The sequence below is a fragment of the Streptomyces silvae genome (genome assembly GCF_016745505.1).
Taxonomy (GTDB): domain Bacteria; phylum Actinomycetota; class Actinomycetes; order Streptomycetales; family Streptomycetaceae; genus Streptomyces; species Streptomyces silvae.
The window spans coordinates 53778-80272 of the sequence record NZ_JAERUC010000191.1 but is presented as its reverse complement, the minus strand read 5'-3'; the positions used below and the strand labels follow the sequence as shown (position 1 = coordinate 80272).

General features: G+C 71.0%; 28 protein-coding genes. 14 read left to right on the top strand and 14 right to left on the bottom strand.

Features of this window, described 5'->3' with window-relative positions; translation table 11 throughout:
• Positions 1–60: 60 nt before the first annotated feature.
• On the bottom strand, positions 61–699 hold the full coding sequence (locus tag JKV81_RS30920; protein WP_129265183.1) for a PH domain-containing protein: 639 nt from the start codon (positions 697–699) through the stop codon (positions 61–63).
• A 125-nt stretch (positions 700–824) separates the two neighbouring features.
• Here JKV81_RS30920 and deoC point away from each other — a divergent pair, with 125 nt between their 5' ends.
• From deoC to JKV81_RS30905, 3 genes are read left to right on the top strand one after another with little or no spacing between them, the layout of a single operon-like run.
• Positions 825–1772, top strand: coding sequence for a deoxyribose-phosphate aldolase (gene deoC, locus JKV81_RS30915; protein WP_202078938.1), 948 nt, complete (start codon positions 825–827; stop codon positions 1770–1772).
• Between the two features lie 6 nt (positions 1773–1778).
• The gene (locus tag JKV81_RS30910; protein ID WP_099173690.1) at positions 1779–3215 is read left to right on the top strand and encodes an aldehyde dehydrogenase family protein; all 1437 of its coding nucleotides are present in this window, start codon (positions 1779–1781) and stop codon (positions 3213–3215) included.
• Positions 3208–4155, top strand: coding sequence for an aldehyde dehydrogenase family protein (locus JKV81_RS30905; RefSeq protein ID WP_129265182.1), 948 nt, complete (start codon positions 3208–3210; stop codon positions 4153–4155). Before JKV81_RS30910 ends, JKV81_RS30905 begins: the two co-directional genes overlap by 8 nt.
• A gap of 57 nt (positions 4156–4212) precedes the next feature.
• Here the strand turns inward: JKV81_RS30905 and JKV81_RS30900 are convergent, their stop codons facing one another.
• Positions 4213–4638 carry a hypothetical protein gene (locus tag JKV81_RS30900; RefSeq protein ID WP_099173692.1) on the bottom strand — a complete coding sequence of 142 codons (426 nt, stop codon included), beginning with the start codon at positions 4636–4638 and terminating at the stop codon, positions 4213–4215.
• A gap of 63 nt (positions 4639–4701) precedes the next feature.
• On the opposite strand from JKV81_RS30900, the gene JKV81_RS30895 reads away from it, so the two are divergent.
• On the top strand, positions 4702–5406 hold the full coding sequence (locus JKV81_RS30895; RefSeq protein ID WP_129265181.1) for a uridine kinase family protein: 705 nt from the start codon (positions 4702–4704) through the stop codon (positions 5404–5406).
• Positions 5407–5646: 240 nt separating this feature from the next.
• Here the strand turns inward: JKV81_RS30895 and JKV81_RS30890 are convergent, their stop codons facing one another.
• Positions 5647–6393, bottom strand: a complete 747-nt coding sequence (locus tag JKV81_RS30890) for a SigE family RNA polymerase sigma factor (RefSeq protein ID WP_124274366.1) — start codon at positions 6391–6393, stop codon at positions 5647–5649.
• 181 nt (positions 6394–6574) lie between these two features.
• Here JKV81_RS30890 and afsQ1 point away from each other — a divergent pair, with 181 nt between their 5' ends.
• The 5 genes from afsQ1 to JKV81_RS30865 all read left to right on the top strand — a co-directional run bounded on the left by afsQ1 (position 6575) and on the right by JKV81_RS30865 (position 10407).
• On the top strand, positions 6575–7252 hold the full coding sequence (gene afsQ1, locus JKV81_RS30885) for a two-component system response regulator AfsQ1 (RefSeq protein WP_015578482.1): 678 nt from the start codon (positions 6575–6577) through the stop codon (positions 7250–7252).
• A complete protein-coding gene (locus JKV81_RS30880) occupies positions 7249–8784 on the top strand; it encodes an ATP-binding protein (RefSeq protein WP_202078934.1) in 1536 nt (511 codons plus the stop codon). The genes afsQ1 and JKV81_RS30880 overlap by 4 nt, the downstream gene beginning before the upstream one ends.
• Positions 8781–9428 (top strand): hypothetical protein, encoded by a 648-nt coding sequence (locus JKV81_RS30875; protein WP_129265179.1) that lies wholly within the window; start codon positions 8781–8783, stop codon positions 9426–9428. The genes JKV81_RS30880 and JKV81_RS30875 overlap by 4 nt, the downstream gene beginning before the upstream one ends.
• Positions 9429–9541: 113 nt before the next feature.
• Complete coding sequence (locus JKV81_RS30870; protein WP_129265178.1) at positions 9542–10111, top strand: VanZ family protein; 570 nt, start codon at positions 9542–9544, stop codon at positions 10109–10111.
• Positions 10112–10203: 92 nt separating this feature from the next.
• Positions 10204–10407 (top strand): PspC domain-containing protein, encoded by a 204-nt coding sequence (locus tag JKV81_RS30865; RefSeq protein ID WP_099173697.1) that lies wholly within the window; start codon positions 10204–10206, stop codon positions 10405–10407.
• 77 nt (positions 10408–10484) lie between these two features.
• Here the strand turns inward: JKV81_RS30865 and JKV81_RS30860 are convergent, their stop codons facing one another.
• Entirely contained in the window at positions 10485–10781 is a 297-nt protein-coding gene (locus JKV81_RS30860) for a hypothetical protein (RefSeq protein ID WP_099173698.1), read from the bottom strand.
• A gap of 135 nt (positions 10782–10916) precedes the next feature.
• The gene (locus tag JKV81_RS30855) at positions 10917–12071 is read right to left on the bottom strand and encodes an adenosine deaminase (RefSeq protein WP_202078933.1); all 1155 of its coding nucleotides are present in this window, start codon (positions 12069–12071) and stop codon (positions 10917–10919) included.
• 103 nt (positions 12072–12174) lie between these two features.
• Here JKV81_RS30855 and JKV81_RS30850 point away from each other — a divergent pair, with 103 nt between their 5' ends.
• Positions 12175–12933 (top strand): alpha/beta hydrolase family protein, encoded by a 759-nt coding sequence (locus tag JKV81_RS30850; protein ID WP_202078932.1) that lies wholly within the window; start codon positions 12175–12177, stop codon positions 12931–12933.
• A 16-nt stretch (positions 12934–12949) separates the two neighbouring features.
• Here JKV81_RS30850 and JKV81_RS30845 read toward each other — a convergent pair whose 3' ends face one another.
• Complete coding sequence (locus JKV81_RS30845; protein ID WP_124274361.1) at positions 12950–13903, bottom strand: LysR family transcriptional regulator; 954 nt, start codon at positions 13901–13903, stop codon at positions 12950–12952.
• 62 nt (positions 13904–13965) lie between these two features.
• Between JKV81_RS30845 and JKV81_RS30840 the strand changes: the two genes are divergently transcribed.
• From JKV81_RS30840 to JKV81_RS30825, 4 genes are all read left to right on the top strand, one after another.
• Positions 13966–15261, top strand: coding sequence for an MFS transporter (locus tag JKV81_RS30840; RefSeq protein WP_129265175.1), 1296 nt, complete (start codon positions 13966–13968; stop codon positions 15259–15261).
• Between the two features lie 89 nt (positions 15262–15350).
• A complete protein-coding gene (locus JKV81_RS30835; RefSeq protein WP_124274359.1) occupies positions 15351–16067 on the top strand; it encodes a L,D-transpeptidase family protein in 717 nt (238 codons plus the stop codon).
• 97 nt (positions 16068–16164) lie between these two features.
• Positions 16165–17151 (top strand): sigma-70 family RNA polymerase sigma factor, encoded by a 987-nt coding sequence (locus tag JKV81_RS30830; protein ID WP_124274358.1) that lies wholly within the window; start codon positions 16165–16167, stop codon positions 17149–17151.
• On the top strand, positions 17148–17306 hold the full coding sequence (locus tag JKV81_RS30825; RefSeq protein ID WP_202078930.1) for a hypothetical protein: 159 nt from the start codon (positions 17148–17150) through the stop codon (positions 17304–17306). Before JKV81_RS30830 ends, JKV81_RS30825 begins: the two co-directional genes overlap by 4 nt.
• 7 nt (positions 17307–17313) lie before the next feature.
• Here JKV81_RS30825 and JKV81_RS30820 read toward each other — a convergent pair whose 3' ends face one another.
• The 8 genes from JKV81_RS30820 to JKV81_RS30785 form a co-directional block, all read right to left on the bottom strand.
• Positions 17314–17658, bottom strand: coding sequence for an STAS domain-containing protein (locus JKV81_RS30820; RefSeq protein WP_202078928.1), 345 nt, complete (start codon positions 17656–17658; stop codon positions 17314–17316).
• A 103-nt stretch (positions 17659–17761) separates the two neighbouring features.
• The gene (locus JKV81_RS30815; protein WP_124274355.1) at positions 17762–19039 is read right to left on the bottom strand and encodes a thymidine phosphorylase; all 1278 of its coding nucleotides are present in this window, start codon (positions 19037–19039) and stop codon (positions 17762–17764) included.
• A gap of 134 nt (positions 19040–19173) precedes the next feature.
• Positions 19174–19575 carry a cytidine deaminase gene (locus tag JKV81_RS30810; protein WP_099173708.1) on the bottom strand — a complete coding sequence of 134 codons (402 nt, stop codon included), beginning with the start codon at positions 19573–19575 and terminating at the stop codon, positions 19174–19176.
• Positions 19572–20861 carry an ABC transporter permease gene (locus tag JKV81_RS30805; RefSeq protein ID WP_124274353.1) on the bottom strand — a complete coding sequence of 430 codons (1290 nt, stop codon included), beginning with the start codon at positions 20859–20861 and terminating at the stop codon, positions 19572–19574. Before JKV81_RS30805 ends, JKV81_RS30810 begins: the two co-directional genes overlap by 4 nt.
• On the bottom strand, positions 20858–21973 hold the full coding sequence (locus tag JKV81_RS30800; RefSeq protein ID WP_124274352.1) for an ABC transporter permease: 1116 nt from the start codon (positions 21971–21973) through the stop codon (positions 20858–20860). The genes JKV81_RS30805 and JKV81_RS30800 overlap by 4 nt, the downstream gene beginning before the upstream one ends.
• Positions 21970–23586, bottom strand: a complete 1617-nt coding sequence (locus tag JKV81_RS30795; protein ID WP_129267102.1) for an ABC transporter ATP-binding protein — start codon at positions 23584–23586, stop codon at positions 21970–21972. Before JKV81_RS30795 ends, JKV81_RS30800 begins: the two co-directional genes overlap by 4 nt.
• Before the next feature lie 254 nt (positions 23587–23840).
• Positions 23841–24881 (bottom strand): BMP family lipoprotein, encoded by a 1041-nt coding sequence (locus JKV81_RS30790; RefSeq protein ID WP_129265171.1) that lies wholly within the window; start codon positions 24879–24881, stop codon positions 23841–23843.
• Positions 24882–25088: 207 nt separating this feature from the next.
• Positions 25089–26303: an amidohydrolase gene (locus JKV81_RS30785; protein ID WP_129265170.1), complete on the bottom strand. Its 1215-nt coding sequence runs from the start codon at positions 26301–26303 to the stop codon at positions 25089–25091.
• Between the last annotated feature and the right edge of the window lie 192 nt (positions 26304–26495).

The window sequence follows — 26495 nt, the reverse complement described above, 5'->3', positions numbered from 1 at the left end:
ACGACAGCTGATCCGACGATCGCCGCACCGCGCGTCCGTATCGCGTGGACCCGGCCGTGGTCAGCCGATCGCCAGCAGCACCACGAGCAGCACCGCGCCGACGGCGGCCGGGGCGATCACCTCGTAGGCCCAGCGGACCGACGCGGTGACCGTGGACGGTTCCTTGCGGGCGGTGGCTCCCTCGGCGAGCTCCCGCAGGTCCTCGACCGTGCGGTCGGCGGCCGCCGCGCGGGCCTGGGAGTCTCGGACGTCGGCGTGGACGGAGGTCCGGCCGTACGGGTCGTCGTGGGCCTGCTGGCCGGCCTTCCTGGCCGCCCGCTTGCGCTCGCGCAGCGAGACCGGGACCGCCCACAGCTGGTACTTCTCGCCGCTGTGGGTGAAGACCTCGCTGGAGTACGCGGCGCGCACGGTGGAGACGTCCGTCCAGGGCAGCACGACCGTGCGGAACGGGTTGCGGATCCGGAGCCGCTCCTTGTCGGCGAACACGGCAGGCCTCAGCGTGAAGGCCACGATCAGCGGGATCACCGTCAGCAGCGCGGCCAGCGCCAGCCACGGCACCCATCCCTTGCCCTGGACCACCGCGTCGCCGCCGATCCAGCCGACCAGCAGGATCAGCAGCGCGCCGCTGACCAGCCCGGCGCCCGACCGGTAGGTCCGGTCGGCGTGGGCGGGCTCGGCGGGGGGTGTGGGGCTCGTCATGGTCCCGATTCTGCCTGACGGTCCGCGCGGGTCGCGGAGAGGCCCGGCAGGGTCCGTGGAGGGCGCGGAAAAGGGGAGCCCCCTGTACAGGTCGCTACGCGCGTAGATATGCTCATGTGGTGACCATGCCCACCACTGCTCCTGCATTCGCCGACGCGACGGCGTCCGACAGTGCGCTGCGCCGCTTCCTGCACGGGCTGCCCGGCGTCGACACGGTCGGCCTCGAAGCACGCGCGGCCTCCCTCGGCACCCGTTCGATCAAGACGACCGCCAAGGCGTACGCGATCGATCTCGCCATCTCGATGATCGACCTGACGACGCTGGAAGGCGCGGACACCCCGGGCAAGGTCCGGGCCCTCGCCGCCAAGGCGGTGAACCCCGACCCCACCGACCGCACGACCCCGCGCACCGCGGCCGTCTGCGTCTATCCCGACATGGCGGCCACCGCCGTCGCCGCGCTGGCCGGCTCCGGGGTGAAGGTGGCGTCCGTGGCGACGGCCTTCCCCGCCGGACGCGCCGCGCTGGACGTCAAGCTCGCGGACGTACGCGACGCGGTGGCGGCCGGGGCCGACGAGATCGACATGGTGATCGACCGCGGCGCCTTCCTCTCGGGCCGCTACCTCAAGGTGTACGAGGAGATCGTCGCCGTGAAGGCCGAGTGCGGCTCCGCGCGGCTGAAGGTCATCTTCGAGACCGGTGAGCTGTCCACGTACGACAACATCCGGCGGGCCTCCTGGCTCGGGATGCTGGCCGGGGCGGACTTCATCAAGACGTCGACCGGCAAGGTCGGCACGAACGCCACTCCCGCGAACACGCTGCTGATGCTGGAGGCCGTACGCGACTTCCGCGAGCAGACGGGCGTCCAGATCGGCGTGAAGCCCGCGGGCGGCATCCGCACCACCAAGGACGCGATCAAGTTCCTCGTCCTGGTGAACGAGACGGCGGGCGAGGACTGGCTGGACAACCACTGGTTCCGCTTCGGCGCCTCCAGCCTGCTGAACGACCTGCTGATGCAGCGCCAGAAGCTCAGCACCGGCCGTTACTCCGGCCCCGATTACGTGACGGTGGACTGATACGCCATGGCATCCGCATTCGACTACGCACCGGCTCCGGAGTCCCGCTCCGTCGTCGACATCGCTCCCTCGTACGGCCTGTTCATCGACGGTGAGTTCACCGAGGCCGCCGAGGGCAAGGTCTTCAAGACCGTCAGCCCGTCCACCGAGGAGGTGCTCTCCGAGGTCGCGCAGGCAGGCGCCGAGGACGTGGACCGCGCGGTGAAGGCGGCCCGCAGGGCGTTCGAGAAGTGGTCGGCGCTGCCCGGCTCCGAGCGCGCCAAGTACCTGTTCCGCATCGCCCGGATCATCCAGGAGCGCAGCCGTGAGCTGGCCGTCCTGGAGACGCTGGACAACGGCAAGCCGATCAAGGAGACCCGCGACGCGGACCTCCCGCTGGTCGCCGCGCACTTCTTCTACTACGCGGGCTGGGCCGACAAGCTGGACCACGCGGGCTACGGGGCGAACCCGCGCCCGCTGGGTGTGGCCGGCCAGATCATCCCGTGGAACTTCCCGCTCCTGATGCTGGCCTGGAAGATCGCCCCGGCGCTCGCCACCGGCAACACGGTGGTGCTGAAGCCGGCGGAGACGACTCCGCTCTCCGCGCTGTTCTTCGCGGACATCTGCCGCCAGGCGGGCCTGCCCAAGGGCGTCGTCAACATCCTGACCGGCTACGGCGACGCGGGCTCCGCGCTCGTCGAGCACCCCGACGTGAACAAGGTCGCCTTCACCGGCTCGACCGCCGTCGGCAAGGCCATCGCCCGGCAGATCGCCGGTACGGACAAGAAGGCCACGCTCGAACTGGGCGGCAAGGGCGCCAACATCGTCTTCGACGACGCCCCGGTCGACCAGGCCGTCGAGGGCATCGTCACGGGCATCTTCTTCAACCAGGGCCAGGTCTGCTGCGCGGGCTCCCGGCTCCTCGTACAGGAGTCCGTGCACGACGAGGTGCTGCACGCCCTCAAGCGCCGGCTGTCCACGCTGCGCCTCGGCGACCCGCTGGACAAGAACACCGACATCGGCGCGATCAACTCCGCGGAGCAGCTGGCCCGGATCAGCGCGCTCGTCGAGACCGGGGAGGCGGAGGGCGCCGAGCGATGGTCCGCTCCGTGCGAACTTCCCTCGTCCGGCTACTGGTTCGCGCCGACCCTCTTCACCGGGGTCACCCAGGCGCACACCGTCGCCCGCGACGAGATCTTCGGCCCGGTGCTGTCGGTGCTGACCTTCCGTACGCCGGACGAGGCCGTCGCGAAGGCCAACAACAGCCAGTACGGCCTCTCGGCGGGCATCTGGACGGAGAAGGGCTCCCGCATCCTCGCGGTGGCGAACAAGCTCCGGGCCGGTGTCATCTGGGCCAACACGTTCAACAAGTTCGACCCGACCTCGCCGTTCGGCGGATACAAGGAGTCGGGCTTCGGCCGCGAGGGCGGCCGTCACGGTCTGGAGGCCTACCTCGATGTCTGACGGGCGACTGAGCGTCTTCAAGACCTACAAGCTGTACGTCGGGGGCAAGTTCCCCCGCTCCGAGAGCGGCCGGGTGTACGAGGTGAGCGACTCCAAGGGCAGGTGGCTGGCGAACGCCCCGCAGTCCTCCCGCAAGGACGCGCGTGACGCGGTCGTGGCCGCGCGCAAGGCGTTCGGCGGCTGGTCGGGCGCCACCGCGTACAACCGCGGGCAGATCCTCTACCGCGTCGCGGAGATGCTGGAGGGCCGCCGGGAGCAGTTCGTACGGGAGGTGGCGGACGCCGAGGGGCTGTCGAAGTCCAAGGCGGCGGCCGTCGTCGACGCGGCGGTCGACCGCTGGGTCTGGTACGCGGGCTGGACGGACAAGATCGGCCAGGTCGTGGGCGGGGCGAACCCGGTCGCGGGCCCGTTCTTCAACCTCTCCACCCCGGAACCGACCGGTGTCGTCGCGGTGCTGGCTCCGCAGAAGTCGTCGTTCCTGGGCCTCGTGTCGGTGATCGCCCCGGTGATCGCCACCGGCAACACCGCGGTCGTCATCGCCTCGGCGGACGCCCCGCTGCCCGCGCTCTCGCTGGGCGAGGTCCTGGCGACCTCCGACCTGCCGGGCGGAGTCGTCAACATCCTGTCCGGGAAGACGGCGGAGATCGCCGCGCCGCTCGCCTCCCACCAGGACGTGAACGGCATCGACCTCACGGGCGCCGACGCGGAGCTGGCCAAGGAGCTGGAGATCGCGGCGGCCGACAACCTGAAGCGCGTCTCCCGCCCTTCCGTCTCCCACCACCACCCCGAGAAGGAGGCGCACAGCGCCACTCGTCCACAGGCTGTGGACGGCGACGACTGGTCGGCCGATCCCGGTACGCGCCGGCTGACGGCCTTCCTGGAGACGAAGACGGTCTGGCACCCCACGGGCGCCCTCGGGGCATCGGGCTCCTCGTACTGACCTCTCGCACGGGTGCGGGGCCGCCTCCGGGCGGCCCCACAGCCATGTCCCGTCGGATCAGCCGGTGATCAGACCGGTCACCTCTCCGACGACGGGCAGATCACCGAGCGCGGCACCGCTGGTCAGCGGGTCGGTGACCAGCGCCGTGGTGACGGGCTTGAAGTCGGCGATCTGGGTCCCCACCGCGTTGTCCAGGGGGTCGACCCCGGTCCCGGCCAGCGGGTCGAGCTGCAGGTCGGTGATGGGCTTGACGGCCCCCACGATCCCGTAACCCAGCACGCTGTTCAGCGCGGGCTCCGCCGCCTCGTTGACGGCCCCCAGCGTGCTGTCGGCGGTGTCCGAGCCGGTCGCGGGCGGGGCGGGCAGCGGTGCCGCCTGGGCCGCCGCGCCTCCCGCGCCGAGCGCCGCGCCCAGCGCGGTGAGGGTCAGACCGGCGCGCAGCAGGGTGCGTTTCCGGGGCTTGGACAGTGCATGACGTGCCATGTTTTCCCACCTGATCGGGACGTGTCGGGTAATCATCCGTGCGCGCAGAGTAGTTGAGGTGTGATGCTCGATACCAACAGGACCTCCCGGGGATCCCCTACGCGGGTCAATGCCTCACACTTCTGTTCTGTGAGTTCCCAACCGATCCCCACGCGCGTCGTGCTGCTCGCCGGTCCGTCCGGCTCCGGCAAGTCGTCCCTCGCGGCCCGCAGCGGTCTCCCGGTGCTACGCCTGGACGACTTCTACAAGGAGTTCAACGATCCGACACTGCCGCGGGTCACCGGCAGCGCCGACATCGACTGGGACTCGGCCCTCTCCTGGGACGCGGACGGCGCGGTCGCGGCCATAGCGGAGCTGTGCCGCACGGGGCGTACGTCCGTTCCCCTGTACGACATCGCCACGAGCTCGCGGACGGGCCGCGAGACGCTCGACATCGAGCGCACGCCGCTCTTCGTCGCGGAGGGCATCTTCGCGGCGGACATCGTGGAGCGCTGCCGGGAACTGGGGCTGCTCGCCGACGCGCTGTGCCTGCGCGGCCGGCCGTCGACGACGTTCCGCCGCCGGCTGGTGCGGGATCTGCGCGAGGGCCGCAAGTCGGTCCCGTTCCTGCTGCGCCGGGGGTGGCGCCTGATGCGCGCCGAACGCCGCATCGTGGCCCGTCAGGCGGCGCTGGGCGCATACCCCTGCGCCAAGCAGGAGGCCCTGGGCCGGCTGGCCGACGCCGCGGCGGGACGCTGCCGGACCCCGCGGAGCCGGGTACCGAACTGACCCCCGGGAGCGGGCCCGGGCGCCTCGGCGGGACGACACCGGCCGGGTGACGCGCCGGGGCGGCACCGGCCGGGTGACGACGCACCGGGGAAACGCGGCGGGGGCGGACAGGACCCCCCGGCCTGTCCGCCCCCGCTGCGCTCTCCCCCGTACCGCAGCCTCCCCCGAAGCCGCGGCTTTTCCCCCGTGTCCCCCCGCTATCCCCGTATCCCCCGTTTTCCCCGTGTCCCCCCGTAGACCTCAGGCCACCAGCTCGCCGAAGGACTCCTCCTCGTCACGGCCGAAGCTGAGGACCTCGTCCTCGCGCAGCCGGCGGAGGGACCGCCAGATGCTCGACTTCACCGTGCCGACACTGATGTCGAGGATCGACGCGATCTCCGGGTCCGTGCGGCCCTCGTAGTAGCGCAGGACCAGCATCGTGCGCTGGAGCTCCGGCAGCCGCGCGAGCGCCTGCCAGAGCACCGCCCGCAGCTCCGTGCCGCGCATCGCGTCCGTGTCGCCCACCGTCTCCGGCAGCTCCTCGGTCGGGTATTCGTTCAGCTTGCGCCTGCGCCACGCGCTGATGTGCAGGTTGGTCATGGTGCGGCGGAGGTAGCCGCCGACGGCCGCCTTGTCACTGATCCTGTCCCACGCCCGGTACGTCGAGAAGAGGGCGCTCTGCAGCAGGTCCTCGGCCTCGAACCGGTCGCCGGTCAGGTGGTAGGCGGTTGCGTACAGGGAGGCACGGCGCTCCTGGACGTAGGCGGTGAACGCCGCTTCGGCGTCCTCCGGCCGGTCCAGGGGCTTCCGCTCCCCCGAGCCCTCCCCGTACGCGGTTCCCCCGTTCTCCCCCGTGGCCGCGTCAACCATCGTCAGATACGACGAGTGCTGACGCCCGGCGCCGCGTGCACGCCCCCGTCCCCCGACGCCGGACTTCTCCGGGCTCCGCCCGACGTCGTGAAGGCGCGTGACAACTGCGCTTGAGGTGGTGCTGTGCAGTGCGTTCATCTGGCGCCCCCCATCGGTGGAGTCCGTTCGTTCCGTCTGCCAATGAGCTTGCCGGGGCAGTTTCATGGCGCTGTCCCCCGACTGTCACAGGGCTGTCACAGGGCATGTCGGGGCCCGGGCCGGCGGATCAAGTCGGGGGGACTGTCGAAAGGTGGCACCACCATGGGCCAGAATGGCCCCTGTGCCTTTCCTGTTGCTGATCGAGGACGACGACGCCATCCGCACAGCCCTGGAACTCTCGCTGTCACGCCAGGGCCACCGTGTGGCCACCGCGGCGACGGGAGAGGACGGCCTTGAGCTGCTCAGGGAGCAGCGGCCTGACCTGGTGGTGCTGGATGTGATGCTGCCCGGGATCGACGGTTTCGAGGTGTGCCGGCGTATCCGGCGGACCGACCAACTGCCGATCATTCTGCTGACCGCGCGCAGCGACGACATCGACGTCGTGGTGGGACTGGAGTCCGGCGCGGACGACTATGTGGTGAAACCCGTGCAGGGCCGGGTGCTCGATGCCCGTATCCGCGCGGTCCTGCGCCGTGGGGAGAGGGAGTCCACGGACTCGGCGACGTTCGGAAGTGTCGTCATCGACCGTTCGGCGATGACCGTCACGAAGAACGGGGAGGACCTGCAGCTCACGCCGACCGAGCTGCGACTCCTGCTGGAGCTGAGCCGCCGGCCCGGACAGGCCCTGTCCCGGCAGCAGTTGCTGCGCCTGGTGTGGGAGCACGACTATCTCGGTGACTCGCGTCTGGTGGACGCGTGTGTGCAGCGGCTGCGGGCGAAGGTGGAGGACGTGCCGTCCTCACCGACCCTGATCCGTACCGTGCGGGGCGTGGGCTACCGGCTGGACTCGCCTCAGTGAGCGATACCGCGAAGCGTTCCATACTCGCGGGTCTTCGCTGGACCAGCCTGCGGCTGCGGCTCCTGATCGTGTTCGCGCTGGTGGCCCTGACGGCGGCGGTGTCCGCGTCGGGCATCGCGTACTGGCTCAACCGCGAAGCGGTCCTGACGCGTACGCAGGACACGGCCCTGGGGGACTTCCGCCGCCAGATGCAGACCCAGGCGGCCTCGCTGCCGCTGCAGCCCACGGCGGTCGACCTGAGGGACGCCGCCGAGCAGATGGCCAGCAGCGGCCCCGGCTACCACGTGCTGCTGATCGGCACCCGCGAGGGCAAGCCCGTCACCGGCTCCTCCGACCTCGACTCCTTCACCAAGGCCGACGTACCGGCCTCGCTCCAGAGGCAGGTGAACAAGAAGCAGCCGCTGACGTCGGCCAACACCTTTGAGTACCACCTGTTCTGGCAGCGTACGACCGTGGGCGGCACCCCCTACCTGGTGGCCGGGACGAAGATCATCGGCGGTGGGCCCGCCGGGTACATGCTGAAGTCGCTCGACCAGGAGCGCGAGGACCTCAACTCGCTGGCCTGGTCGCTCGGCATCGCCACCGCGCTGGCTCTCGTCGGCTCGGCGCTCCTCGCCCAGGCGGCGGCGACGACGGTGCTGCGGCCGGTCCAGCGGCTCGGCGACGCGGCCCGCAAACTCGGCGAGGGCAAGCTCGACACCCGTCTCGTGGTCTCCGGCACCGATGAACTCGCCGATCTCTCCCATACGTTCAACAAGGCCGCGAGCTCCCTGGAGAAGAAGGTCGCGGACATGAGCGCCCGGGAGGAGTCGAGCCGCAGGTTCGTCGCCGACATGTCGCACGAGCTGCGCACCCCGCTGACCGCGATCACGGCGGTCGCCGAGGTGCTGGAGGACGAGGCGGACAGCCTGGACCCGATGATCGCCCCGGCCGTGCACCTGGTGGTGAGCGAGACCCGGCGGCTGAACGACCTCGTCGAGAACCTCATGGAGGTCACCCGCTTCGACGCCGGTACGGCCCGCCTCGTCCTGGACACCGTCGACGTCGCCGACCAGGTGACCGCCTGCATCGACGCCCGTGCCTGGCTGGACGCGGTCGATCTGGACGCGGAGCGCGGCATCATGGTGCGGCTCGACCCGCGCCGCCTCGACGTGATCCTGGCGAACCTGATCGGCAACGCGCTCAAGCACGGCGGGTCCCCGGTGCGGGTGTCCGTACGGACCGACGAGGACGACCTGGTCATCGAGGTACGTGACCACGGCCCCGGTATCCCCGAAGAGGTCCTGCCCCACGTGTTCGACCGCTTCTACAAGGCCAGCGCCTCCCGCCCGCGCTCCGACGGCAGCGGGCTCGGCCTCTCCATCGCGGTGGAGAACGCGCACATCCACGGCGGTGACATCAGGGCCTCGAACCTGCCGGACGGCGAGGGCGCGGTCTTCGTGCTGCGGCTCCCGCGTGACGCGGAGCGGCTGACCGGCACGCAGGGACCGGACGACGACCCGGACGGGAACGAGAAGGGTGACGCCACGTGAGGCGCAGCGAGCGGTCCTACGGCGCACCCCGCGAGGTCCTGCGACGGCCCGGCCGGGCCGTCGCCGCGCTGGCCGCCGTCGTGGCCTGTGCGGCGCTGGCCGGGGGCTGCGGCATCCGCAGCACGTCGGTGCCGGTCGACGCCGGGGCCGCCCCGTCCCGGATGCCGTGCCGCACGGCGTCCGCGGAGGCCACCGCGCCGCCGGCGGGCAGTGTCTCCGTACCGGTCTATCTGGTCTGCGCGTCGCAGCTGGTGACGGTGGAGCGCACGGTCGAGTTCGACGAGTCGCGGTCCGGGCCGCTCATGATCGCGCAGGAGCTCCTCGGTGAGCTGCAGCGCGACCCGGAGGCCGCCGAGCGGCGCGCCGGTTTCTCCACCGACGTCCCGGCGGGGCTGCGGGTCACCGGCGCCCACAAGGGGGACCCGGAGGGCACGCTGCGTCTCAGCGAGCAGCCGGACGACCTGCCTGCGGAGGCGCTGGCGCAGGTGGTGTGCACGTACGCGGACAGCGAGTCGCTGGGCTCCGGGGGTTCGGTGCTGCTGGGCGGGCCGGGCAACTACGCCCCGCGCGGGTACCTGTGCACGTCGGAGACGAAGAGCCTGCCGGGCGAGGTGCCCACGCTGGGCGCCGTCGGCCTGTCCTGAGCTTCCCGGGGCGTTCCCTCCGCGCCGCCGGGACACGGCCCGGCGGCCGTGCCGCTCGTCACAGAGGCTTCCCGGAGCGGGACGGAACCGTTCCTGCCGGTCGTGGCGTCTTGGTGCACGTGCGTCACAGTTCGGACGGCCCGGCCGTCATCCGCTTCCGCGCGGCGGGGGTATTCCTCCTCCTCGCGCATCTTCTGTTCGTCTGCTGGCTGACGCTGCGCCCGCTGGACGTGCCCTGGGTGACGGCCGCGAACTTCCAGCCGTTCGCCGGGATCAGGGCGGACCTGGCCCTGGGCCCCGCCGAGGCGGTACGCCGCATCGGTGAGGGTCTTCTGCTGCTGGCTCCGCTGGGCATACTGCTGCCGATGGCCGGGGGCAGGCTGCTGGTCTCCCCGTGGGCCTCACTGGCCCGTACGGTCGCGGCGGGCGCCCTGATCTCCATGGCCATCGAGCTGGCGCAGACGGGGGTGCCCGGCCAGGTCGTCGACGTCGACTCGCTGCTGCTGAACACGTCCGGAGTCGCGCTGGCACATCTGCTGGTCGTCCCGCTGTCGCGGTCACGGCTGCGCCGGGGAAACCGCGCGGGGGCCGGTGACCTGTCCCGGATCGGGGCCCGGTCGGTGCGCGCGGAGGGCCCTCAGGGGTCGACCCCGACGATTACCAGGGTCGGTATCGCACCGTAGAGCGATGCTTTGTCCCCCTCCGCGGAGCCACTATGGAGGTACCGGGAGCACGACGGAGCTGCTCCCCGAACCGGTTCGCGAAGGAGCCCACCATGGCCGCACTTGCCCGCCCCCGTGACGGACGCATGATCGGTGGAGTGTGCGCAGCGCTGGCACGGCGCTTCGGCACCTCCGCCGGGACGATGCGTGTGATCTTCCTGGTCTCCTGCCTGCTCCCCGGCCCGCAGTTCCTGCTCTACCTGGCGCTGTGGATCCTGCTGCCGTCGGAGAAGAGCCCGGCCGCGACGGCCTGGTGACCGTACGGACCACGGGGAGAGAGACCTGTGGGGCGCACACCCGGTCCGGGTGTGCGCCCCACATGTGTGTGCGGTGATCAGTTGCCGAGCGGCAGGACGCCCGTGAGACCGCCGGCGGGCAGCCCGCCGAGCAGGTTGGTGCCGGGGGCCGAGAGGTCGCTGCTGCCGCGCTGCTGCTGGTCGAGGAGGCCGCCGGCCGCCTTCTGCACGGCGGGCAGCGCGTCGGTGACGGAGTCGAGCGCGACACCGGCGGGCAGGGCGGCCGCGGCGGCGTCGACGGGCACGGCGACGGCGGAGGCACTGCCCGCGCCGGCGGCGGCGAAAGCGGCACCGAGAGCGGCGACACCGAGGGTCCTGACGGCAGACTGCTTCATGTGAAATTCATCCTTGGGGAAGGGGATGTGAGCGGCTCTGCAACGTAGTCATCCGCGCACCCCTCCCGCAAACATGCCGGGACACGGAAAACGGCCGGGAACAAGGCGCTCCCGGCCGTTACGCTTTTCGCCCACTCAGCCCGCGACGGACGAGGATCCGCTGGTCACAGCCGTCTGACGGAAGAGCCATTCGGACTTCAGCTCCGCGTAACCGGGCTTCACGACGTCGTTGATCATCGCCAGACGTTCATCGAAAGGAATGAACGCTGATTTCATCGCATTGACTGTGAACCACTGCATGTCGTCGAGCGTGTATCCGAATGTGTCGACCAGCCGCTCGAATTCACGGCTCATGCTCGTCCCGCTCATCAGCCGGTTGTCCGTATTCACGGTCGCGCGGAAATGCAGCTTCCTCAGCAGCCCGATGGGGTGGTCCGCGTACGAGGCCGCGGCGCCGGTCTGGAGGTTGGAGGTCGGGCAGAGCTCCAGCGGGATCCGCTTGTCGCGCACGTAGGAGGCGAGGCGCCCCAGCGTCACACTGCCGTCGTCGGCGATCTCGATGTCGTCGATGATGCGGACACCGTGGCCGAGCCGGTCGGCGCCGCACCACTGGAGCGCCTGCCAGATCGACGGCAGGCCGAAGGCCTCGCCCGCGTGGATGGTGAAGTGGTTGTTCTCCCGCTTGAGGTACTCGAAGGCGTCCAGGTGGCGGGTGGGCGGGTAGCCCGCCTCCGCGCCCGCGATGTCGAAGCCGACGACTCCGAGGTCGCGGTAGCGGTTGGCCAGTTCGGCGATCTCCAGCGCGCGGGCGGCGTGCCGCATGGCGGTGAGGAGGGCGCCGACCCGGATGCGGTGGCCGGCGGCGCGGGCCCGGCGCTCACCCTCGCGGAAGCCCTCGTTGACCGCCTCGACGACCTCTTCGAGGGTCAGGCCGGCGGTGAGGTGCTGCTCGGGCGCGTACCGCACCTCGGCGTAGACGACACCGTCCTCGGCGAGGTCCTCGGCGCACTCCATGGCCACCCTGAACAGCGCGTCACGGGTCTGCATGACGGCGCAGGTGTGGGCGAACGTCTCCAGGTAGCGCTCCAGCGAACCGGAGTCCGCCGCCTCGCGGAACCACACGCCGAGCTTGTCGGGCTCCGTCTCGGGAAGGGCCTCGTAGCCCTGCTCCAGCGCCAGGTCGACGATGGTGCCGGGGCGCAGCCCGCCGTCGAGATGGTCATGGAGGAGCACCTTGGGCGCACGGCGGATCTGGTCGGGACCGGGGACGTTCAGGGTCTGGCTCGTCATTGGGGCACTCTAGCGCCTACGCGCGTAGAGCGCTGGTCGCCGATGCGTAACAGTGACCGCGAAGCCGGGTGGAATACACCTGGCCTTCTGACACTGTTCTGTCATGGCACAGCGCGCACTTCCCCTGCCTGCCGCCAGGCTGGGACGGGCCGTTCTCACGGCCGGAGCAGCACCCGAGGTCAGCGGCGTCGTCCTGCTGCTCCCGGACGGCGAGACCGACTCGCGGCGCCGTCCCTCCACCCTTTCGTACGCGGCGCAGCTGCCGTTCGCCCGGACCCTGGCCCGCGCCGGCCAGGACGACGGGCTCGCGGTGCACGTCGTGCGGTACCGGTCCCGGGGCTGGAACTCCGGCGCGGATCCGGCGGCCGACGCCCACTGGGCGGCCGACGAGGTCGTACGCCGCTACGGGGACATCCCGGTGTGCCTGGTCGGGCACGGCATGGGCGGCCGGGCGGCCCTGCGCGGCGCCGGGCACGCCGCCGTCACCTCCGTCCTGGCGATGGCGCCCTGGCTGCCGGAGGGCACGGAGCCGGAACCGGAGCCGGTGAAGCACCTGGCGGGGCGCCGGGTCCTGATCGTGCACGGCACGAACGACGCCCGGACCGATCCGGAGCTCTCCTACCGGCTGGCCGAGCGGGCCAAGAAGTCCAACCGGGACACCTGCCGCTTCGAGGTCCACTCGGACGGGCACGCGTTGCGCCAGCACCGGTCCGAAGTGGTGGCGCTGGCCTCGGACTTCGTACGGGGCTCACTGTTCGCGCGGTCCTACGCGCGCCCGGTGGCCGACGCGTTCGCGGCTCCGCCGCCGCTGGGGCTGCGGATGCCGCTCGCGGCGGGCTTCGGACGGTCGCTGCGGCGCTGAGCACCGTACCCGGAGGTCAGTCGGGCAGCAGGCTTCCCCGGCGTGACAGCAGGAAGCGCTTGAAGGCGGCCACCGGCGGGGTGTCGGGGTGGCCGTCCAGCCAGGCGACCCCGATCTCGCGGGCGGCGCGCGGCGCGGTGACCGTCAGCTCGACCACACCGGGCCGGGCGACGGCGGGCGGCGGCAGCAGCGCCACCCCGAGCCCTGCGGCGACCAGGCCGCGCAGCGTCTCGGCCTCCTCGCCCTCGAACGCGATCCTCGGGGTGAAGCCCGCCTCCGCGCAGAGGTCGTCCGTGATCCGCCGCAGCCCGTAGCCGGGTTCCAGGGTGACGAACGTTTCGTCGGCGGCCTCCACGAGGCGGATGCGCCGGCGGCCCGCCAGCCGGTGGTCGTCGGGGACGACCAGGCGCAGCCGCTGCTCGTCGAGGCGGCGGGCGACGAGGTCCGGGGCGTCGGGGACGGGCGAGGTGAGGCAGAGGTCGAGGCCGCCCGCCCGCAGCCGCTCGATCATCGCCTCGCCGTAGTTCTGGACGAGCTGGAAGCGGACCCTGGGGTGGTCCACGCGGAAGGCGCGGATCAGGCCGGGCACGGTCTCGGATCCCATGGTGTGCAGGAAGCCGAAGGCGACCTTGCCCGCCGTGGGGTCGGCGTCGGCGCGTACGGAGTCGGCGGCCTTCTCCACCTCGGCCAGGGCGCGTTCGGCGGAGCCCAGGAAGGTGCGGCCGGCGGGGGTGAGCGAGACGGTGCGGCCCCGGCGGGCGAACAGGGCGACGCCCAGGTCCTGTTCAAGCCTCACCATGGCCCGCGACAGCGTCGACTGCGGCACGCCGAGCTCGTGCGCGGCCCGGGTGACGTGCTCGTGGCGGGCCACCGCCTCGAAGTACGCGAGGCGTGGCGCGAGGACCGCCCGGATGTCTTCTTCGTAACTGCTCGGTGACAGCCGCGGCTGTGAGCTGTATTGATGCGCCATGGGAACGATTATGAGGGTTTCATGCATTGGACGCATGAAACCCCGCGGTCTACGTTCGCCGTATGCCTCCTGCCAGTACCGGGGCGTCCACCGTCGTGCTGGACGCCGCCGTTCCGTCATCCACCGCCGCCGCCTCCCCGACCGTCCCGGACCGCCTCGCACCCGGTGGTCCCGGCTACCGCCGGATGAGCTTCGCGCTGTTCGCGGCGGGGATCGCGACCTTCGCCCTCCTCTACTCCACCCAGGCCCTGCTGCCCGCCGTCTCCGCGTCCTTCGGCGCGACGGCCGGCCAGGCGAGCTGGACGGTCTCCGCGGCGACGGGTGCCCTGGCCCTCTGTGTCCTGCCGCTGAGCGCGCTCTCCGAGCGCTTCGGGCGGCGCCAGATGATGACCGCCTCGCTGGCGGTCGCCGTGGTGATCGGGCTGCTCGTGCCCTTCGCCCCGTCGATCGGCTGGCTGATCGCGCTGCGCGCGGTCCAGGGCGCTGCGCTGGCGGGACTGCCCGCCTCCGCGATGGCGTATCTGGCCGAGGAGGTACGGCCCAAGGCCCTGGTGGCCGCGATCGGCCTGTTCGTGGCGGGCAACAGCATCGGCGGCATGAGCGGCCGCATCCTCGCCGGCTGGGTGGCCCAGCTGTGGGGCTGGCGGATGGCGCTCGGCGCGATCGGGCTGCTCGCGGTGGCCTGCGCGGTGGTCTTCCACCTCATGATCCCCAGGGCCCGGCACTTCAGCCCCGCCTCGCTCAATCCGAAGGCCCTGGCGAGGACCGTCACCGGCCACCTCTCCGACCCGCTGCTGCGCCGGCTGTACGCGATCGGCGCGCTGTTCATGACGGTGTTCGGCGCGGTGTACACGGTGATCGGCTACCGGCTCGTCGACGAGCCCTTCGGCCTGCCGCAGGGCATCGTCGGGTCGGTCTTCCTGGTCTACCTCGTCGGCACGGTCTCCTCCGCCGCCGCGGGCCGGCTGGTGGCCCGGCTGGGCCGCCGGGGCGCGCTCTACCTGGCCGTCTCCACGACGGCCGCGGGTCTGCTGCTCTCGCTGGCCGACCAGCTGGTGGCCGTCCTGGCCGGGCTCGTCCTGATCACGGCCGGCTTCTTCGCCGGGCACGCGGTCGCCTCGTCCTCGGTGAGCCGTACGGCGACCTCGGGCCGCGCCCAGGCGTCGGCGCTCTACCAGTCCGCGTACTACCTGGGCTCCAGCGCGGGCGGCACGCTCGGCGCCGTCGCCTTCCACGCGGGAGGCTGGGCGGGCACGGTCGCCCTGGGGGTCCTGGCGGTCCTCGGTGTCCTGTCGATCACCCTGTTCGGGACCCGGGCGGCCCGGACGGAGCGGCTCCGGGCAGCTGTGCCGAACTGAGACCTGGCCCCGCACAACCGCCGCTCCCCTGCGCACGTCCAACAAGCGGAGTCACAGACCGCGGACGACGCGAAGGGGAGCAGGCGTACATGGGAATCATGGGGAAGATACGCGGCGCAGGGGTGCGGCGCGGAGCCGTCCTGTCCGTCGCCGGCCTGGTGGTCGCACCGGCCCTCGTCCTGGGCACCGGGACGGCGGCCCAGGCGGCGTCGTGCACGGCGGCGAAGGGGCCGTACCAGAAGCAGGTGGAGAAGTGGCTGAAGCGTACGGCCGACGGAAAGCAGTCGGCGGCCGACTGCAAGGCCATCCGCTCGTTCCAGGTGGCGAAGGGCATCACCCCGGCCATCGGCTACGCGGGGCCGGTGACCTGGCGCACGATGAAGACGATCACCGCCCAGCAGGCCGCGGGCAAGACCCCGAACAAGGCGAAGAAGTGCCCCACGAACAAGGGCCGCATCGCCTGTGTGGACCTGACCAGGCAGCTGAGCTGGATCCAGGACGGGTCCAAGCTGAAGTTCGGGCCGGTGCCGGTGCGTACGGGCCGTAACGGCGCGGAGACGCGGACCGGCGCGACGAAGATCTACTGGCGCAACATCGACCACTGGTCGACGCTCTACGACGTGCGCATGCCGTACGCCCAGTTCTTCGACGGCGGGCAGGCGTTCCACTCGGTCACCAAGACCATGTACAACAACCCGGGTTCGGCGGGCTGCGTCAACATGCGCCCGGCGGACGCGAAGTCATACTGGAACCTGTTGAGGAACGGCGACGACGTCTTCGTCTACGGACGCAAGCCCGGCACCTGAGCAGCGGTTTCCATGCTTCCCGCCCCGGTTGTCAGTGCCCTGCGGTAGCTTCCACAGTGCTGAGTGAGCGGTGTCACAGCGCAACAGGGGTGGAGCGATGAGTGATCAGACAGCGACGGCTGACATCGACAGCCGTCTGGAGGGACACCGGGTCGAGCTGACCGGTTACTGCTACCGGATGCTCGGCTCGGCCTTCGAGGCGGAGGACGCGGTCCAGGACACGCTGGTGCGTGCCTGGCGCAACTTCGACAAGTTCGAGGGCCGTTCCTCCCTGCGCTCCTGGCTGTACCGCATCGCGACGAACGTCTGCCTCGACATGCTGAACGCGGGCAACAAGCGGGCCAGGCCGGTGGATCTGACCGGCCCGACCCCGCTGGCCCAGGCCGCGCTGAACCCTCTCCCGGAGAACACCTGGCTGGAGCCGATGCCGGACGGGCGCATCCTGCCCTCGGTGGCCGACCCGGCGGAGGCGGCCGTGGCCCGGGAGTCGGTGCGCCTCGCGTTCGTCGCCGCGCTGCAGCATCTGCCGCCCAAGCAGCGGGCGGTGCTGATCCTCCGCGAGGTCCTTGCGTGGAAGGCGAGCGAGGTCGCCGAGCTGCTCGACACCTCGGTCGCCTCGGTCAACAGCGCCCTGCAGCGCGCGCGGGCGACCCTCTCAGACACGGACAGCACCGCGCCGGACCCCGCGAATCCGCTGGACGACGAGCAGCGCAAGCTGCTGGACCGCTATGTGGCGGCGTTCGAGGGGTACGACATGGCGGCGCTGACGGCACTGCTCCATGAGGACGCCGTGATGACCATGCCGCCGTTCGACCTCTGGCTCCAGGGGCACGACGACATCACGGGCTTCATGCTCAGCATCGGCGCGAGCTGTGCCGGTTCCCGGCTGGTGGCGACCCGGGCGAACGGGACGCCGGCCTTCGCGCACTACAAGCCGAATCCGGACGGGCCGGGGTTCGTGCCGTGGGCGGTGCAGGTCATCGACATCTCGGACGGTGCCATCACCGGGATGCACTGCTTCCTGGACACCCCGCGCTGGTTCCCGCTGTTCGGGCTCCCCGACCATCTGGATGCCGGGGCGTGAGTGTGAGACGTCCGGTGGTGATCGGCTGGGCCCTGCTGGTGGCGGGTGGCTGGGCGCCGTCGCTGAAGGACGTGCCGGACGACTACGCCGACGGATACGTGGTGCAGGTCCTCTGCGACTACGGCGAGGCCCGGGACACCGCCGTGGCCCGCTGAGCGCGGTTCACTCGGGAGCCGCTTGTACGACGCCCAGGACCTGGGCCAGCCCTACCAGGTCCAGCAGCGTGCCGAGTTCGGGCGGGACGTTGCGCAGCCGCAGCTCGGCGCCACCGGCCCGGCGTGCGACGAGCCCCAGCCGGGCGACCGCCTCGACCAGGGCGAGGTCCGGGCGTACGACACCGCCGACGTCGCAGTCCACGACGGCGGCCTCCGGGGCGCCGCTGAGCAGCGCCTCCAGCCGGGCGCAGAGGCCCGGCACATCGGCGCGGGTGATCCGGCCGGGGAGGACGAGGGCGTTCGGGGTCACGGCATCCACACCAGGGAGACCGCCGGAGCCCCCGAAACTCATCGGCCCGGACGCGACCGCGCGCGGCAGGGCGACGAGGTCAGCATGGCCAACGGGACCGGTGGTGGTCCACCGGTCCCGTTCACCCGAGAGGGAAAGCCGCAGGTCAGGCGATGCGTTCCCGCACCACCGGCGTGGCGGTGAAGGGCGTGCCCGCGGGGGCGATGTCGTACGAGCCGGGCAGGGCCTTCAGCGCGTACTCGAACTTCTCGGGAGTGTCCGTGTGCAGGGTCAGCAGCGGCTGGCCCTCGGTCACCGTGTCGCCCGGCTTGGCATGCAGTTCGACGCCCGCGCCGGCCTGCACCGGGTCCTCCTTGCGCGCGCGGCCCGCGCCGAGGCGCCAGGCGGCGACGCCGATGTCGTACGCGTCGAGGCGGGTCAGCACGCCCGAGGACGGGGCGCTGATCACGTGCCGCTCGCGGGCGACGGGGAGTGCGGCGTCCGGGTCGCCGCCCTGGGCGGAGATCATGCGGCGCCAGACGTCCATGGCGGAGCCGTCGGCCAGGGCCTTCTCCGGGTCGGCGTCCTTGAGTCCGGCGGCGTCGAGCATCTCGCGGGCGAGTGCCAGGGTCAGGTCGATGACGTCCTGCGGACCGCCCCCGGCGAGGACCTCGACGGACTCGCGCACCTCCAGGGCGTTGCCCGCGGTCAGGCCGAGGGGGGTCGCCATGTCGGTGAGCAGTGCCACCGTCCGTACGCCGCTGTCGGTGCCCAGCGCGACCATGGTGGAGGCCAGTTCGCGGGCGTCCTCGATGGTCTTCATGAAGGCGCCGGAGCCGACCTTGACGTCCAGGACGAGCGCTCCGGTGCCCTCGGCGATCTTCTTGGACATGATCGAGCTGGCGATCAGCGGGATCGCCTCGACGGTGCCGGTGACGTCGCGCAGGGCGTACAGCTTCTTGTCGGCGGGGGCGAGCCCGTCGCCGGCCGCGCAGATCACGGCGCCGGTGGTGTCCAGCACGTCCAGCATCTCGGCGTTGGAGAGGTGGGCGCGCCAGCCGGGGATGGACTCCAGCTTGTCGAGGGTGCCGCCGGTGTGGCCGAGGCCCCGGCCGCTGAGCTGGGGCACGGCGGCGCCGCAGGCGGCGACCAGCGGGGCGAGCGGCAGGGTGATCTTGTCGCCGACGCCTCCGGTGGAGTGCTTGTCGGTGGTGGGGCGGGAGAGCGCGCCGAAGTCCATCCGCTCGCCGGAGGCGATCATCGCGGCGGTCCAGCGGGCGATCTCGGTGCGGTTCATGCCGTTGAGCAGGATCGCCATGGCCAGTGCGGACATCTGCTCGTCGGCGACCTCGCCGCGGGTGTACGCGTCGATGACCCAGTCGATCTGCTCGGGGCTGAGCTCGCCTCGGTCCCGCTTGGTGCGGATGACGGAGATGGCGTCCATGGGATGGGAGTCCTTCCGGCCGGATGGTGAGCGAGAGAGTCCCGTTGACTCTACGCGCATAGAGAGGGAACGTTCCGCCGCCGCGTCCCCCGGCGGGCCGGTGGGGCCCGCCGGGGGAACGCGGCGGCGGGGTACTACCCCAGGTGCTGGGGCCCGAAGGCCTGCGGCAGCATCTCGTCGAGCGTACGGAAGCCGTCCGGGGTCTCCAGGACGAGGCCGGGCCCCCCGAACTCGTACAGCAGCTGCCGGCACCGGCCGCACGGCACGAGCACGGCGCCCGTGCCGTCCACGCAGGTGAAGTGGGTCAGCCGGCCGCCGCCCGTGGCGGCGAGCTGCGAGACCAGCCCGCACTCGGCGCAGAGGCCGATGCCGTACGAGGCGTTCTCGACGTTGCACCCGGTGATCATGCGGCCGTCGTCCACGAGGGCCGCCACACCGACCGGGTAGCCCGAGTACGGGGCGTACGCCCGGGACATGGCGTCCCGGGCGGCCGCGCGCAGCGCGTCCCAGTCGACGGGGACCGCGCTGTCCGTCACTTCCCCTGCCCCTTGCGGTAGCGCATGCCGTCCGCCTTCGGCATCCGCAGGCGCTGCGCGGAGAGCGAGAGCACGAGCAGGGTGACGACGTACGGGGTGGCGCTGACGAACTCGGTGGGCACCGTGTCGGTGGCGAGGTACCAGACCAGCACCGCGGCGGCGATGACCGCGCTGATGACACCGGGCACGAAGCGCTTGCGGTAGAGCTTCCAGACCGCGAGGACGGCCAGCATCACCACGAGCAGCAGGAGCAGCGCGTGGACGGACTCACCGCCGTTGCGCAGCTGGAGCGCGTCGGCGAAGCCGAACAGGCCCGCGCCCATGGCGAGTCCGCCGGGCCGCCAGTTACCGAAGATCATCGCGGCGAGACCGATGTATCCGCGGCCTCCGGTCTGGCCCTCGTTGTAGATGTGCGAGGTGACCAGGGAGAGGAAGGCGCCGCCGAGGCCGGCCAGACCGCCGGAGACGATCACGGCGATGTACTTGTAGAGGTAGACGTTCACGCCGAGGGACTCGGCGGCCACCGGGTTCTCGCCGCAGGAGCGCAGCCGCAGGCCGAACGAGGTCTTCCACAGGACGAAGAACGTGCCGGCGAAGAGCAGCACGGCCACCAGGGTCAGCAGCGAGACGTTGGTGACGAGTCCGCCGAGGATGCCCGCGAGGTCCGAGACGAAGAACCAGTGGTGCTTCTCCAGTGAATGCAGCCAGTCCGAGAGACCGGGCACCGTGACCTGCGTGATGCTGTCGGCCGGTGGCGACTGCTTGGGGCTGCCGCCCTTCTCGGCCGCGTCGCCGGTGTTGAACCACAGCTTGGCCAGGTACGTCGTGAACCCGAGGGCCAGGATGTTGATGGCGATACCGGAGATGATGTGGTCGACGCCGAAGGTGACGGTGGCGAAGGCGTGCAGCAGACCGCCGAGCATGCCGCCCACGACTCCGGCCAGGACGCCGAGCCACGGGTCGGTCTGCCAGCCGGCCCAGGCACCGAAGAAGGTGCCGAGGATCATCATGCCTTCGAGGCCGATGTTGACCACGCCGGCCCGCTCGGACCAGAGCCCGCCGAGACCGGCGAGCCCGATCGGCACGGCCATCGCGAGGGCCGCGCTGATCTGCCCGGCCGAGGTGACGTCCTGGGCGCCGGTGATCGCGCGCACGGCGGACAGCGCGAGCAGGGCGCCCGCGATGATCAGCAGGACGACGGGGAAGCTGAAGCGGGTGCGGCCGCCCTTGCCGCCGGAGACCTTGGGGGCCGCGGGCGGCGGGGTGGAAGTCGCCGTGGCGCTCACGCCGACACCTCCTGCTGGTCGGAGTTACGTGCGGCCTTGGCGGCGAGTTCCGCGCCGACCTTGCTCTGCTGGCGCTTGAGGCCGTAGCGGCGGACGACTTCGTAGGCGATGACGACGCAGAGGACGATGACGCCCTGGATGACGCCGACGATCTCCTTGTCGTAGCCCTCGAATTCGAGCTTGCCGGTGCCCCGCTCCAGGAAGCCCCAGAGCAGCGCGCCGAGCGCGATGCCGACGGGGTGGTTGCGGCCGAGGAGTGCGATGGCGATCCCGGTGAAGCCGATGCCGACCGGGAAGTCGCCGCTGTACTCGTAGCTGTCGTTGAGCAGCGTCGGCATGCCGATCAGGCCGGCCATACCGCCGGAGATCAGCATGGACGTGACGACCATCTTCCTGACGTCGACGCCGCTGGCCTCGGCGGCCGAGCCGGACTGCCCGACCGTGCGGAGGTCGAAGCCGAACCGGGTGCGGCTGAGCGTGAACCAGTAGGCGACGCCGGCGACGACCGCGATCACGATGAAGCCCCAGACGGGCGTCGGCGTGGTCGGGAACTCGAAGAAGTGCGAGGACTCCGGAATCGGGGTGGTGGAGACCTTCGTCCCGGCCTTGTCGAGGTGGCCCAGGCGGCCCTGCTGGAGGAGGTAGCCGATGATGGCCGTCGCGATGGAGTTCAGCATGATCGTCGAGACGACCTCGCTGACGCCGCGGGTGACCTTGAGGAGACCGGCGATACCGGCCCACATCGCTCCGACGATCATCGCGGTGAGGATGATCAGCGGGATCTGGAGGGCGCCCGGCAGCGTCAGCGCGCCACCGAGTGCGGCGGCGAAGAACGCGGCGAGACGGTACTGGCCGTCGACGCCGATGTTGAAGAGGTTCATGCGGAAGCCGACGGCGACCGCGAGACCCGCGAGGTAGTAGGTCGTCCCCTTGTTGAGGATGTAGACCTGGCTGTCCGACTTCAGTCCGTAGTCGAACATGATGCCGAAGGCGCTGAACGGTTCCTTGCCGGTGGCGGCGAGCACCAGGGCGGTCACCAGGAACGCGACCACGATGGCGAGCAGCGGGGCGGCGATCCCCAGGAGCAGCCGCTCCTTGTCGAACTTCTTCATCGGTCCTCTCCCCCGTCCCGGGGGTCGGTCTCGGAGCCGTCGGCCGCGGTGTCACCGGCGGCCGTGGGGCCGGGGGCCTCCAGGTGGCCGGCGGCGGCGCCGGTCATCGCGGAGCCGAGCTCCTCGGGGGTGACGGTCGCCGGGTCGGCGTCGGCCACGAGCTTGCCCCGGTACATGACGCGCAGCGTGTCGGAGAGTCCGATGAGCTCGTCGAGGTCGGCGGAGATCAGCAGGACCGCGAGGCCCTCGTGGCGCGCTTCGCGGATCTGGTCCCAGATCTGCGCCTGTGCGCCGACGTCCACACCCCGGGTGGGGTGCGCGGCGATCAGCAGCTTGGGGTTGTGGCTCATCTCGCGGCCGACGATCAGCTTCTGCTGGTTGCCGCCGGAGAGCGAGGCGGCGGTGACCTCGATGCCGGGTGTGCGGACGTCGTACTCGCGCACGATGCGCTCGGTGTCGGCGCGCGCGGCCTTGAGGTCGAGGAAGGCGCCCTTGCTGTTGGGCCGCTCCGTGACGTGACCCAGCATGCGGTTCTCCCAGAGCGGCGCGTCCAGGAGAAGGCCGTGCCGGTGCCGGTCCTCGGGGATGACGGCCATGCCGTCCTCGCGGCGCTTGCGCGTGGCCGTACGGGAGATGTCCGCGCCGTCGAGCGTGAGCGAGCCCTTGTCGAGGGTGCGCATGCCCATGATGGCGTCGACGAGTTCGGACTGGCCGTTGCCCTCGACGCCCGCGATGCCGAGCACTTCGCCCTTGTGGATGGTGAAGGTGATGCCGTCGAGCACGGCGCGCACCACACCGTCGGGGTCGGTGGCCGTCAGCCGCAGGTCCTCCACGGCCAGCATCGGCGTGTCCGTGACGGTCGACTCCCGGGTCTCGGGCGAGGGGAGTTCGCTGCCCACCATCAGCTCGGCGAGCTGCTTGCTGGTGGTGGTCGCGGGGTCGGCGGTGCCCACCGTCGTACCGCGCCGGATCACGGTGATCTCGTCCGCGACCGACAGCACCTCGCCCAGCTTGTGGGAGATGAAGATGACGGTGAGGCCTTCGGCCTTCAGCTCACGCAGGTTGTCGAAGAGCGCGTCGACCTCCTGCGGCACGAGGACCGCGGTCGGTTCGTCGAGGATCAGGGTGCGGGCGCCGCGGTAGAGGACCTTGAGGATCTCCACCCGCTGGCGGTCGGCGACCCCGAGGTCCTCGACGACGGCGTCCGGGCGGATGCCGAGGCCGTACGCGTCGGAGATCTCCTTGATCTTCGCCCGCGCCCTGTCCCCGATGCCGTGCAGCTTCTCGGAGCCGAGGACGACGTTCTCCAGGACCGTGAGGTAGTCGGCGAGCATGAAGTGCTGGTGCACCATGCCGATACCGCGGTCGATGGCGTCGCCCGGGCTGCTGAACGAGACCTGTTCACCATCCACCGAGATGGTGCCCTCGTCCGGCTTCTGCATCCCGTAAAGGATCTTCATCAGGGTGGACTTGCCGGCGCCGTTCTCACCGACGAGGGCGTGGACGGTGCCACGGCTCACCGTGATGTCGATGTCGTGGTTGGCCACGACGCCGGGGAATCGTTTGGTGATGCCGCGGAGCTCTACGGCATGAGGACTGCTGGACGCTTTGATGGCGCACTCTCCTTGGCAGGAGCGGAGGGCGGGCGATGTACGGACACAGCGCGGGGACCGGTGGCGAAAAATACCGCGCTCGATGGGCACTACGCGCGTAGCGCCACCGAATCGTCGGCCACCCGGCGACAGGTGGCGAACCAGGGGCACGATACCGACACATGCCGAGGGACCTCGGCCCGGAGGTATACGTGAATCGGGGTCCGCAGGCGCGGCGGAAACCGCGCCTGCGGACCCCGACTTCAGCGGGCCGGTCAGGTCGTGGTCTTGACCTTGATCGAGCCGTCGGCGATCTTCTTCTTCGCCTCGTCGATCTTGGACTGGATGTCCTTGAGGTGGTCACCCGTGGTGGTCAGGCTGACGCCGTCCTCGGCCAGGGAGTAGGTCTGCGTGCCGGTGAGCGGCTTGCCGTCCTTGACGGACTTCACCAGGTCGTAGACACCGCTGTCGACGTTCTTCACGACCGAGGTCATGATCGTGTCGGCGTACTTCGACAGGGCCGGGTCCTTGGCCTGGTCGGAGTCGACGCCGATGGACCAGGCGCCCTTCTTGCCGGCCACGGCCTCGATCGCACCGGCGCCCGAGCCGCCCGCGGCGGCGAAGACGACGTCGGCCCCCTTGTCCAGCATGCCCTTGGCGGCGGCCTCACCCTTGTCCGGGCTGCCGAAGCCGGAGAGGTCCGAACCGGTGGACAGGTACTGGATCTGGACCTTGGCCTTGGGGTTCGTGTCCGTGACGCCCTGCTGGAAGCCGGCCGCGAACTTCTTGATCAGCGGGAGGTCGACACCGCCGATGAAGCCGACCTGGCCGTCCTTGGACTTCAGCGCCGCCGCGACACCGGCGAGGTAGGAGCCCTGCTCCTCCGTGAAGACGATGGAGGACACGTTCTTCGCCTCGGAGACCGAGTCGATCAGGCCGAAGGTGGTCTCGGGGTGAGCCTTGGCCACCTTCTCGAGCGCGGCCTGGTAGGCGAAACCGACGCCGATGACCGGGTTGTAGCCGCCCTCGGCGAGCGACGCGAGGCGCTGCTCACGGTCGGCCGGGGTCTCGCCGCTCTTGGCGGTGAGCTCCTTGGTCTCGGCCTTGAACTCCTTCTTGGCCTTGTCCAGGCCACGGGCGGCGGAGTCGTTGAACGAGTTGTCGCCACGGCCACCGACGTCGTAGGCCATGCCGATCTTCATCTGGTCCTTGTCGGAACCGGTGCTCTCGGTGGACGATTCACCACACGCGGTAGCGGTGAAGGCGAGAGCCGCGGAGACGGTACACGCAGCAGCGATCTTGGATACGCGGCGCAAGGGAAGGCTCCTTCAAACCTGACCGAAGCGCCTCTTCCGGCGCTGGTTTCGCGGCGATCGTAACGCGCGTAGATGTCAGATAAGGACCCCTACGGAAGCCGTTATCGGATCGTCGCGAACAGGAGGTGTCCTGTCCGGTTACGAGCCGTTACCAGCAGGGAACAGCAGGCCACACCACCCGTCCGCGGCCACCCGGCTCCGTCGCGGTCAGGCGTCCAGCAGCGCGGCCGCCGTGAACAGTTCCACCCCGACCGTGATGGCCTCCTCGTCCACGTCGAAGTTGCCCCGGTGCAGGTCGAGACCGCGGGTGTCACCCGGCGCCCGTACGCCGAGCCTGGCCATGGCGCCGGGGATCTTCTCCAGGTACCAGGAGAAGTCCTCGCCGCCGAGGCTCTGTTCGGTGTCCTCGATCGCATACGATCCGCGGCGGATGGTCATCGCGGCGTCGAGAAGCCCGATCGTCTCGGCCTCGTTCACCACGGGCGGGACTCCACGGACGTAGTCGACCATCGTCTTCGCCCGGTACATTCCGGCCACTTCGTCGATCGCCTCCTGCACCAGGTCCGGTGCCTGCCGCCAGCTCTCCAGATCGAGGCAGCGGACCGTCCCCGACAGTTCGGCGTGCTGCGGGATGACGTTGGGGGCGTGGCCGGTCTGGAGCCGGCCCCAGGTGACCGCGAGGCCGGCGCGCGCGTCGACGCGCCTGGCGAGCAGCGCGGGTACGTCGGTGGCCACCCGGGCCGCGGCGGTGACCAGGTCGGTGGTGAGGTGCGGCCGGGCGGTGTGGCCGCCGGGGCCGTCGAGGGAGACCTCCACGCGGTCGCAGGCGGAGGTGATCGGCCCGATCCGGAGCCCGATCCTGCCCACGTCGACCTTGGGGTCGCAGTGCACCCCGATGATGCGCCCCACCCCTTCCAGGACGCCGGCGGCCACCGCGTCGGCGGCGCCGCCGGGCAGCACCTCCTCGGCGGGCTGGAACAGCAGCCGGACCGGGCGGGGCAGCAGCCCCTGCCGGTCGAGATCGCTCAGCACGAGCCCCGCGCCCAGGACGCAGGTCGTGTGGACGTCGTGCCCGCAGGCGTGGGCCCGGTCGGGCACGGTGGACCGGTAGGGGACGCCCTCCTTGGTGTCCGGGATCGGCAGGGCGTCGATGTCGCCGCGCAGCGCCAGCATCGGCGTCACGCCGTCCCACTCCCCCACGTCACAGACCAGTCCCGTGCCCCCGGGCAGTACCTGGGGCTCCAGCCCCGCCTTCTCGAGGCGGGCCTTGATCGCCGCGGTGGTACGGAACTCCTGGTTGCCGAGCTCCGGGTGCATGTGCAGATCACGGCGGAAGGCGATGAGCTCGGCACGCAGGTCGTCGGGCAGGGCGCCGGGCAGGACGGCCTCGGCGTGGGGCGCACGGGACTTCAACTGGTTCACCTAGTCAAGGGTAGGCCCCCGGTACCCACAACTGGCCACAGATCAACAAAAGTTCAGCCGCTCAGCGGATCAAAAGAGGGCGCTGCGGCGTGTGACGGGCCACCCGGATGGGTAAACTCCTCTGTCGCCTTTCGGGCGTCGAGCCCCGGCGAGATCAAGCAGCCGAGCCCTGACCGGCGTTGCGTTCGAATA

What these genes read in the sequence shown, in the direction of transcription:
- JKV81_RS30845 (WP_124274361.1), bottom strand. Translation starts at nt 13,903, where the DNA reads ATGGCGCATCAATACAGCTCACAGCCGCGGCTGTCACCGAGCAGTTAC.
- JKV81_RS30895 (WP_129265181.1), top strand. Translation starts at nt 4,702, where the DNA reads ATGCTCGATACCAACAGGACCTCCCGGGGATCCCCTACGCGGGTCAAT.
- JKV81_RS30900 (WP_099173692.1), bottom strand. Translation starts at nt 4,638, where the DNA reads ATGGCACGTCATGCACTGTCCAAGCCCCGGAAACGCACCCTGCTGCGC.
- JKV81_RS30850 (WP_202078932.1), top strand. Translation starts at nt 12,175, where the DNA reads ATGGCACAGCGCGCACTTCCCCTGCCTGCCGCCAGGCTGGGACGGGCC.
- JKV81_RS30905 (WP_129265182.1), top strand. Translation starts at nt 3,208, where the DNA reads ATGTCTGACGGGCGACTGAGCGTCTTCAAGACCTACAAGCTGTACGTC.
- JKV81_RS30865 (WP_099173697.1), top strand. Translation starts at nt 10,204, where the DNA reads ATGGCCGCACTTGCCCGCCCCCGTGACGGACGCATGATCGGTGGAGTG.
- JKV81_RS30855 (WP_202078933.1), bottom strand. Translation starts at nt 12,071, where the DNA reads ATGACGAGCCAGACCCTGAACGTCCCCGGTCCCGACCAGATCCGCCGT.
- deoC (WP_202078938.1), top strand. Translation starts at nt 825, where the DNA reads ATGCCCACCACTGCTCCTGCATTCGCCGACGCGACGGCGTCCGACAGT.
- JKV81_RS30860 (WP_099173698.1), bottom strand. Translation starts at nt 10,781, where the DNA reads ATGAAGCAGTCTGCCGTCAGGACCCTCGGTGTCGCCGCTCTCGGTGCC.
- JKV81_RS30840 (WP_129265175.1), top strand. Translation starts at nt 13,966, where the DNA reads ATGCCTCCTGCCAGTACCGGGGCGTCCACCGTCGTGCTGGACGCCGCC.
- JKV81_RS30920 (WP_129265183.1), bottom strand. Translation starts at nt 699, where the DNA reads ATGACGAGCCCCACACCCCCCGCCGAGCCCGCCCACGCCGACCGGACC.
- JKV81_RS30910 (WP_099173690.1), top strand. Translation starts at nt 1,779, where the DNA reads ATGGCATCCGCATTCGACTACGCACCGGCTCCGGAGTCCCGCTCCGTC.
- JKV81_RS30835 (WP_124274359.1), top strand. Translation starts at nt 15,351, where the DNA reads ATGGGAATCATGGGGAAGATACGCGGCGCAGGGGTGCGGCGCGGAGCC.
- JKV81_RS30800 (WP_124274352.1), bottom strand. Translation starts at nt 21,973, where the DNA reads ATGAAGAAGTTCGACAAGGAGCGGCTGCTCCTGGGGATCGCCGCCCCG.
- JKV81_RS30890 (WP_124274366.1), bottom strand. Translation starts at nt 6,393, where the DNA reads ATGAACGCACTGCACAGCACCACCTCAAGCGCAGTTGTCACGCGCCTT.
- JKV81_RS30815 (WP_124274355.1), bottom strand. Translation starts at nt 19,039, where the DNA reads ATGGACGCCATCTCCGTCATCCGCACCAAGCGGGACCGAGGCGAGCTC.
- JKV81_RS30830 (WP_124274358.1), top strand. Translation starts at nt 16,165, where the DNA reads ATGAGTGATCAGACAGCGACGGCTGACATCGACAGCCGTCTGGAGGGA.
- JKV81_RS30820 (WP_202078928.1), bottom strand. Translation starts at nt 17,658, where the DNA reads ATGAGTTTCGGGGGCTCCGGCGGTCTCCCTGGTGTGGATGCCGTGACC.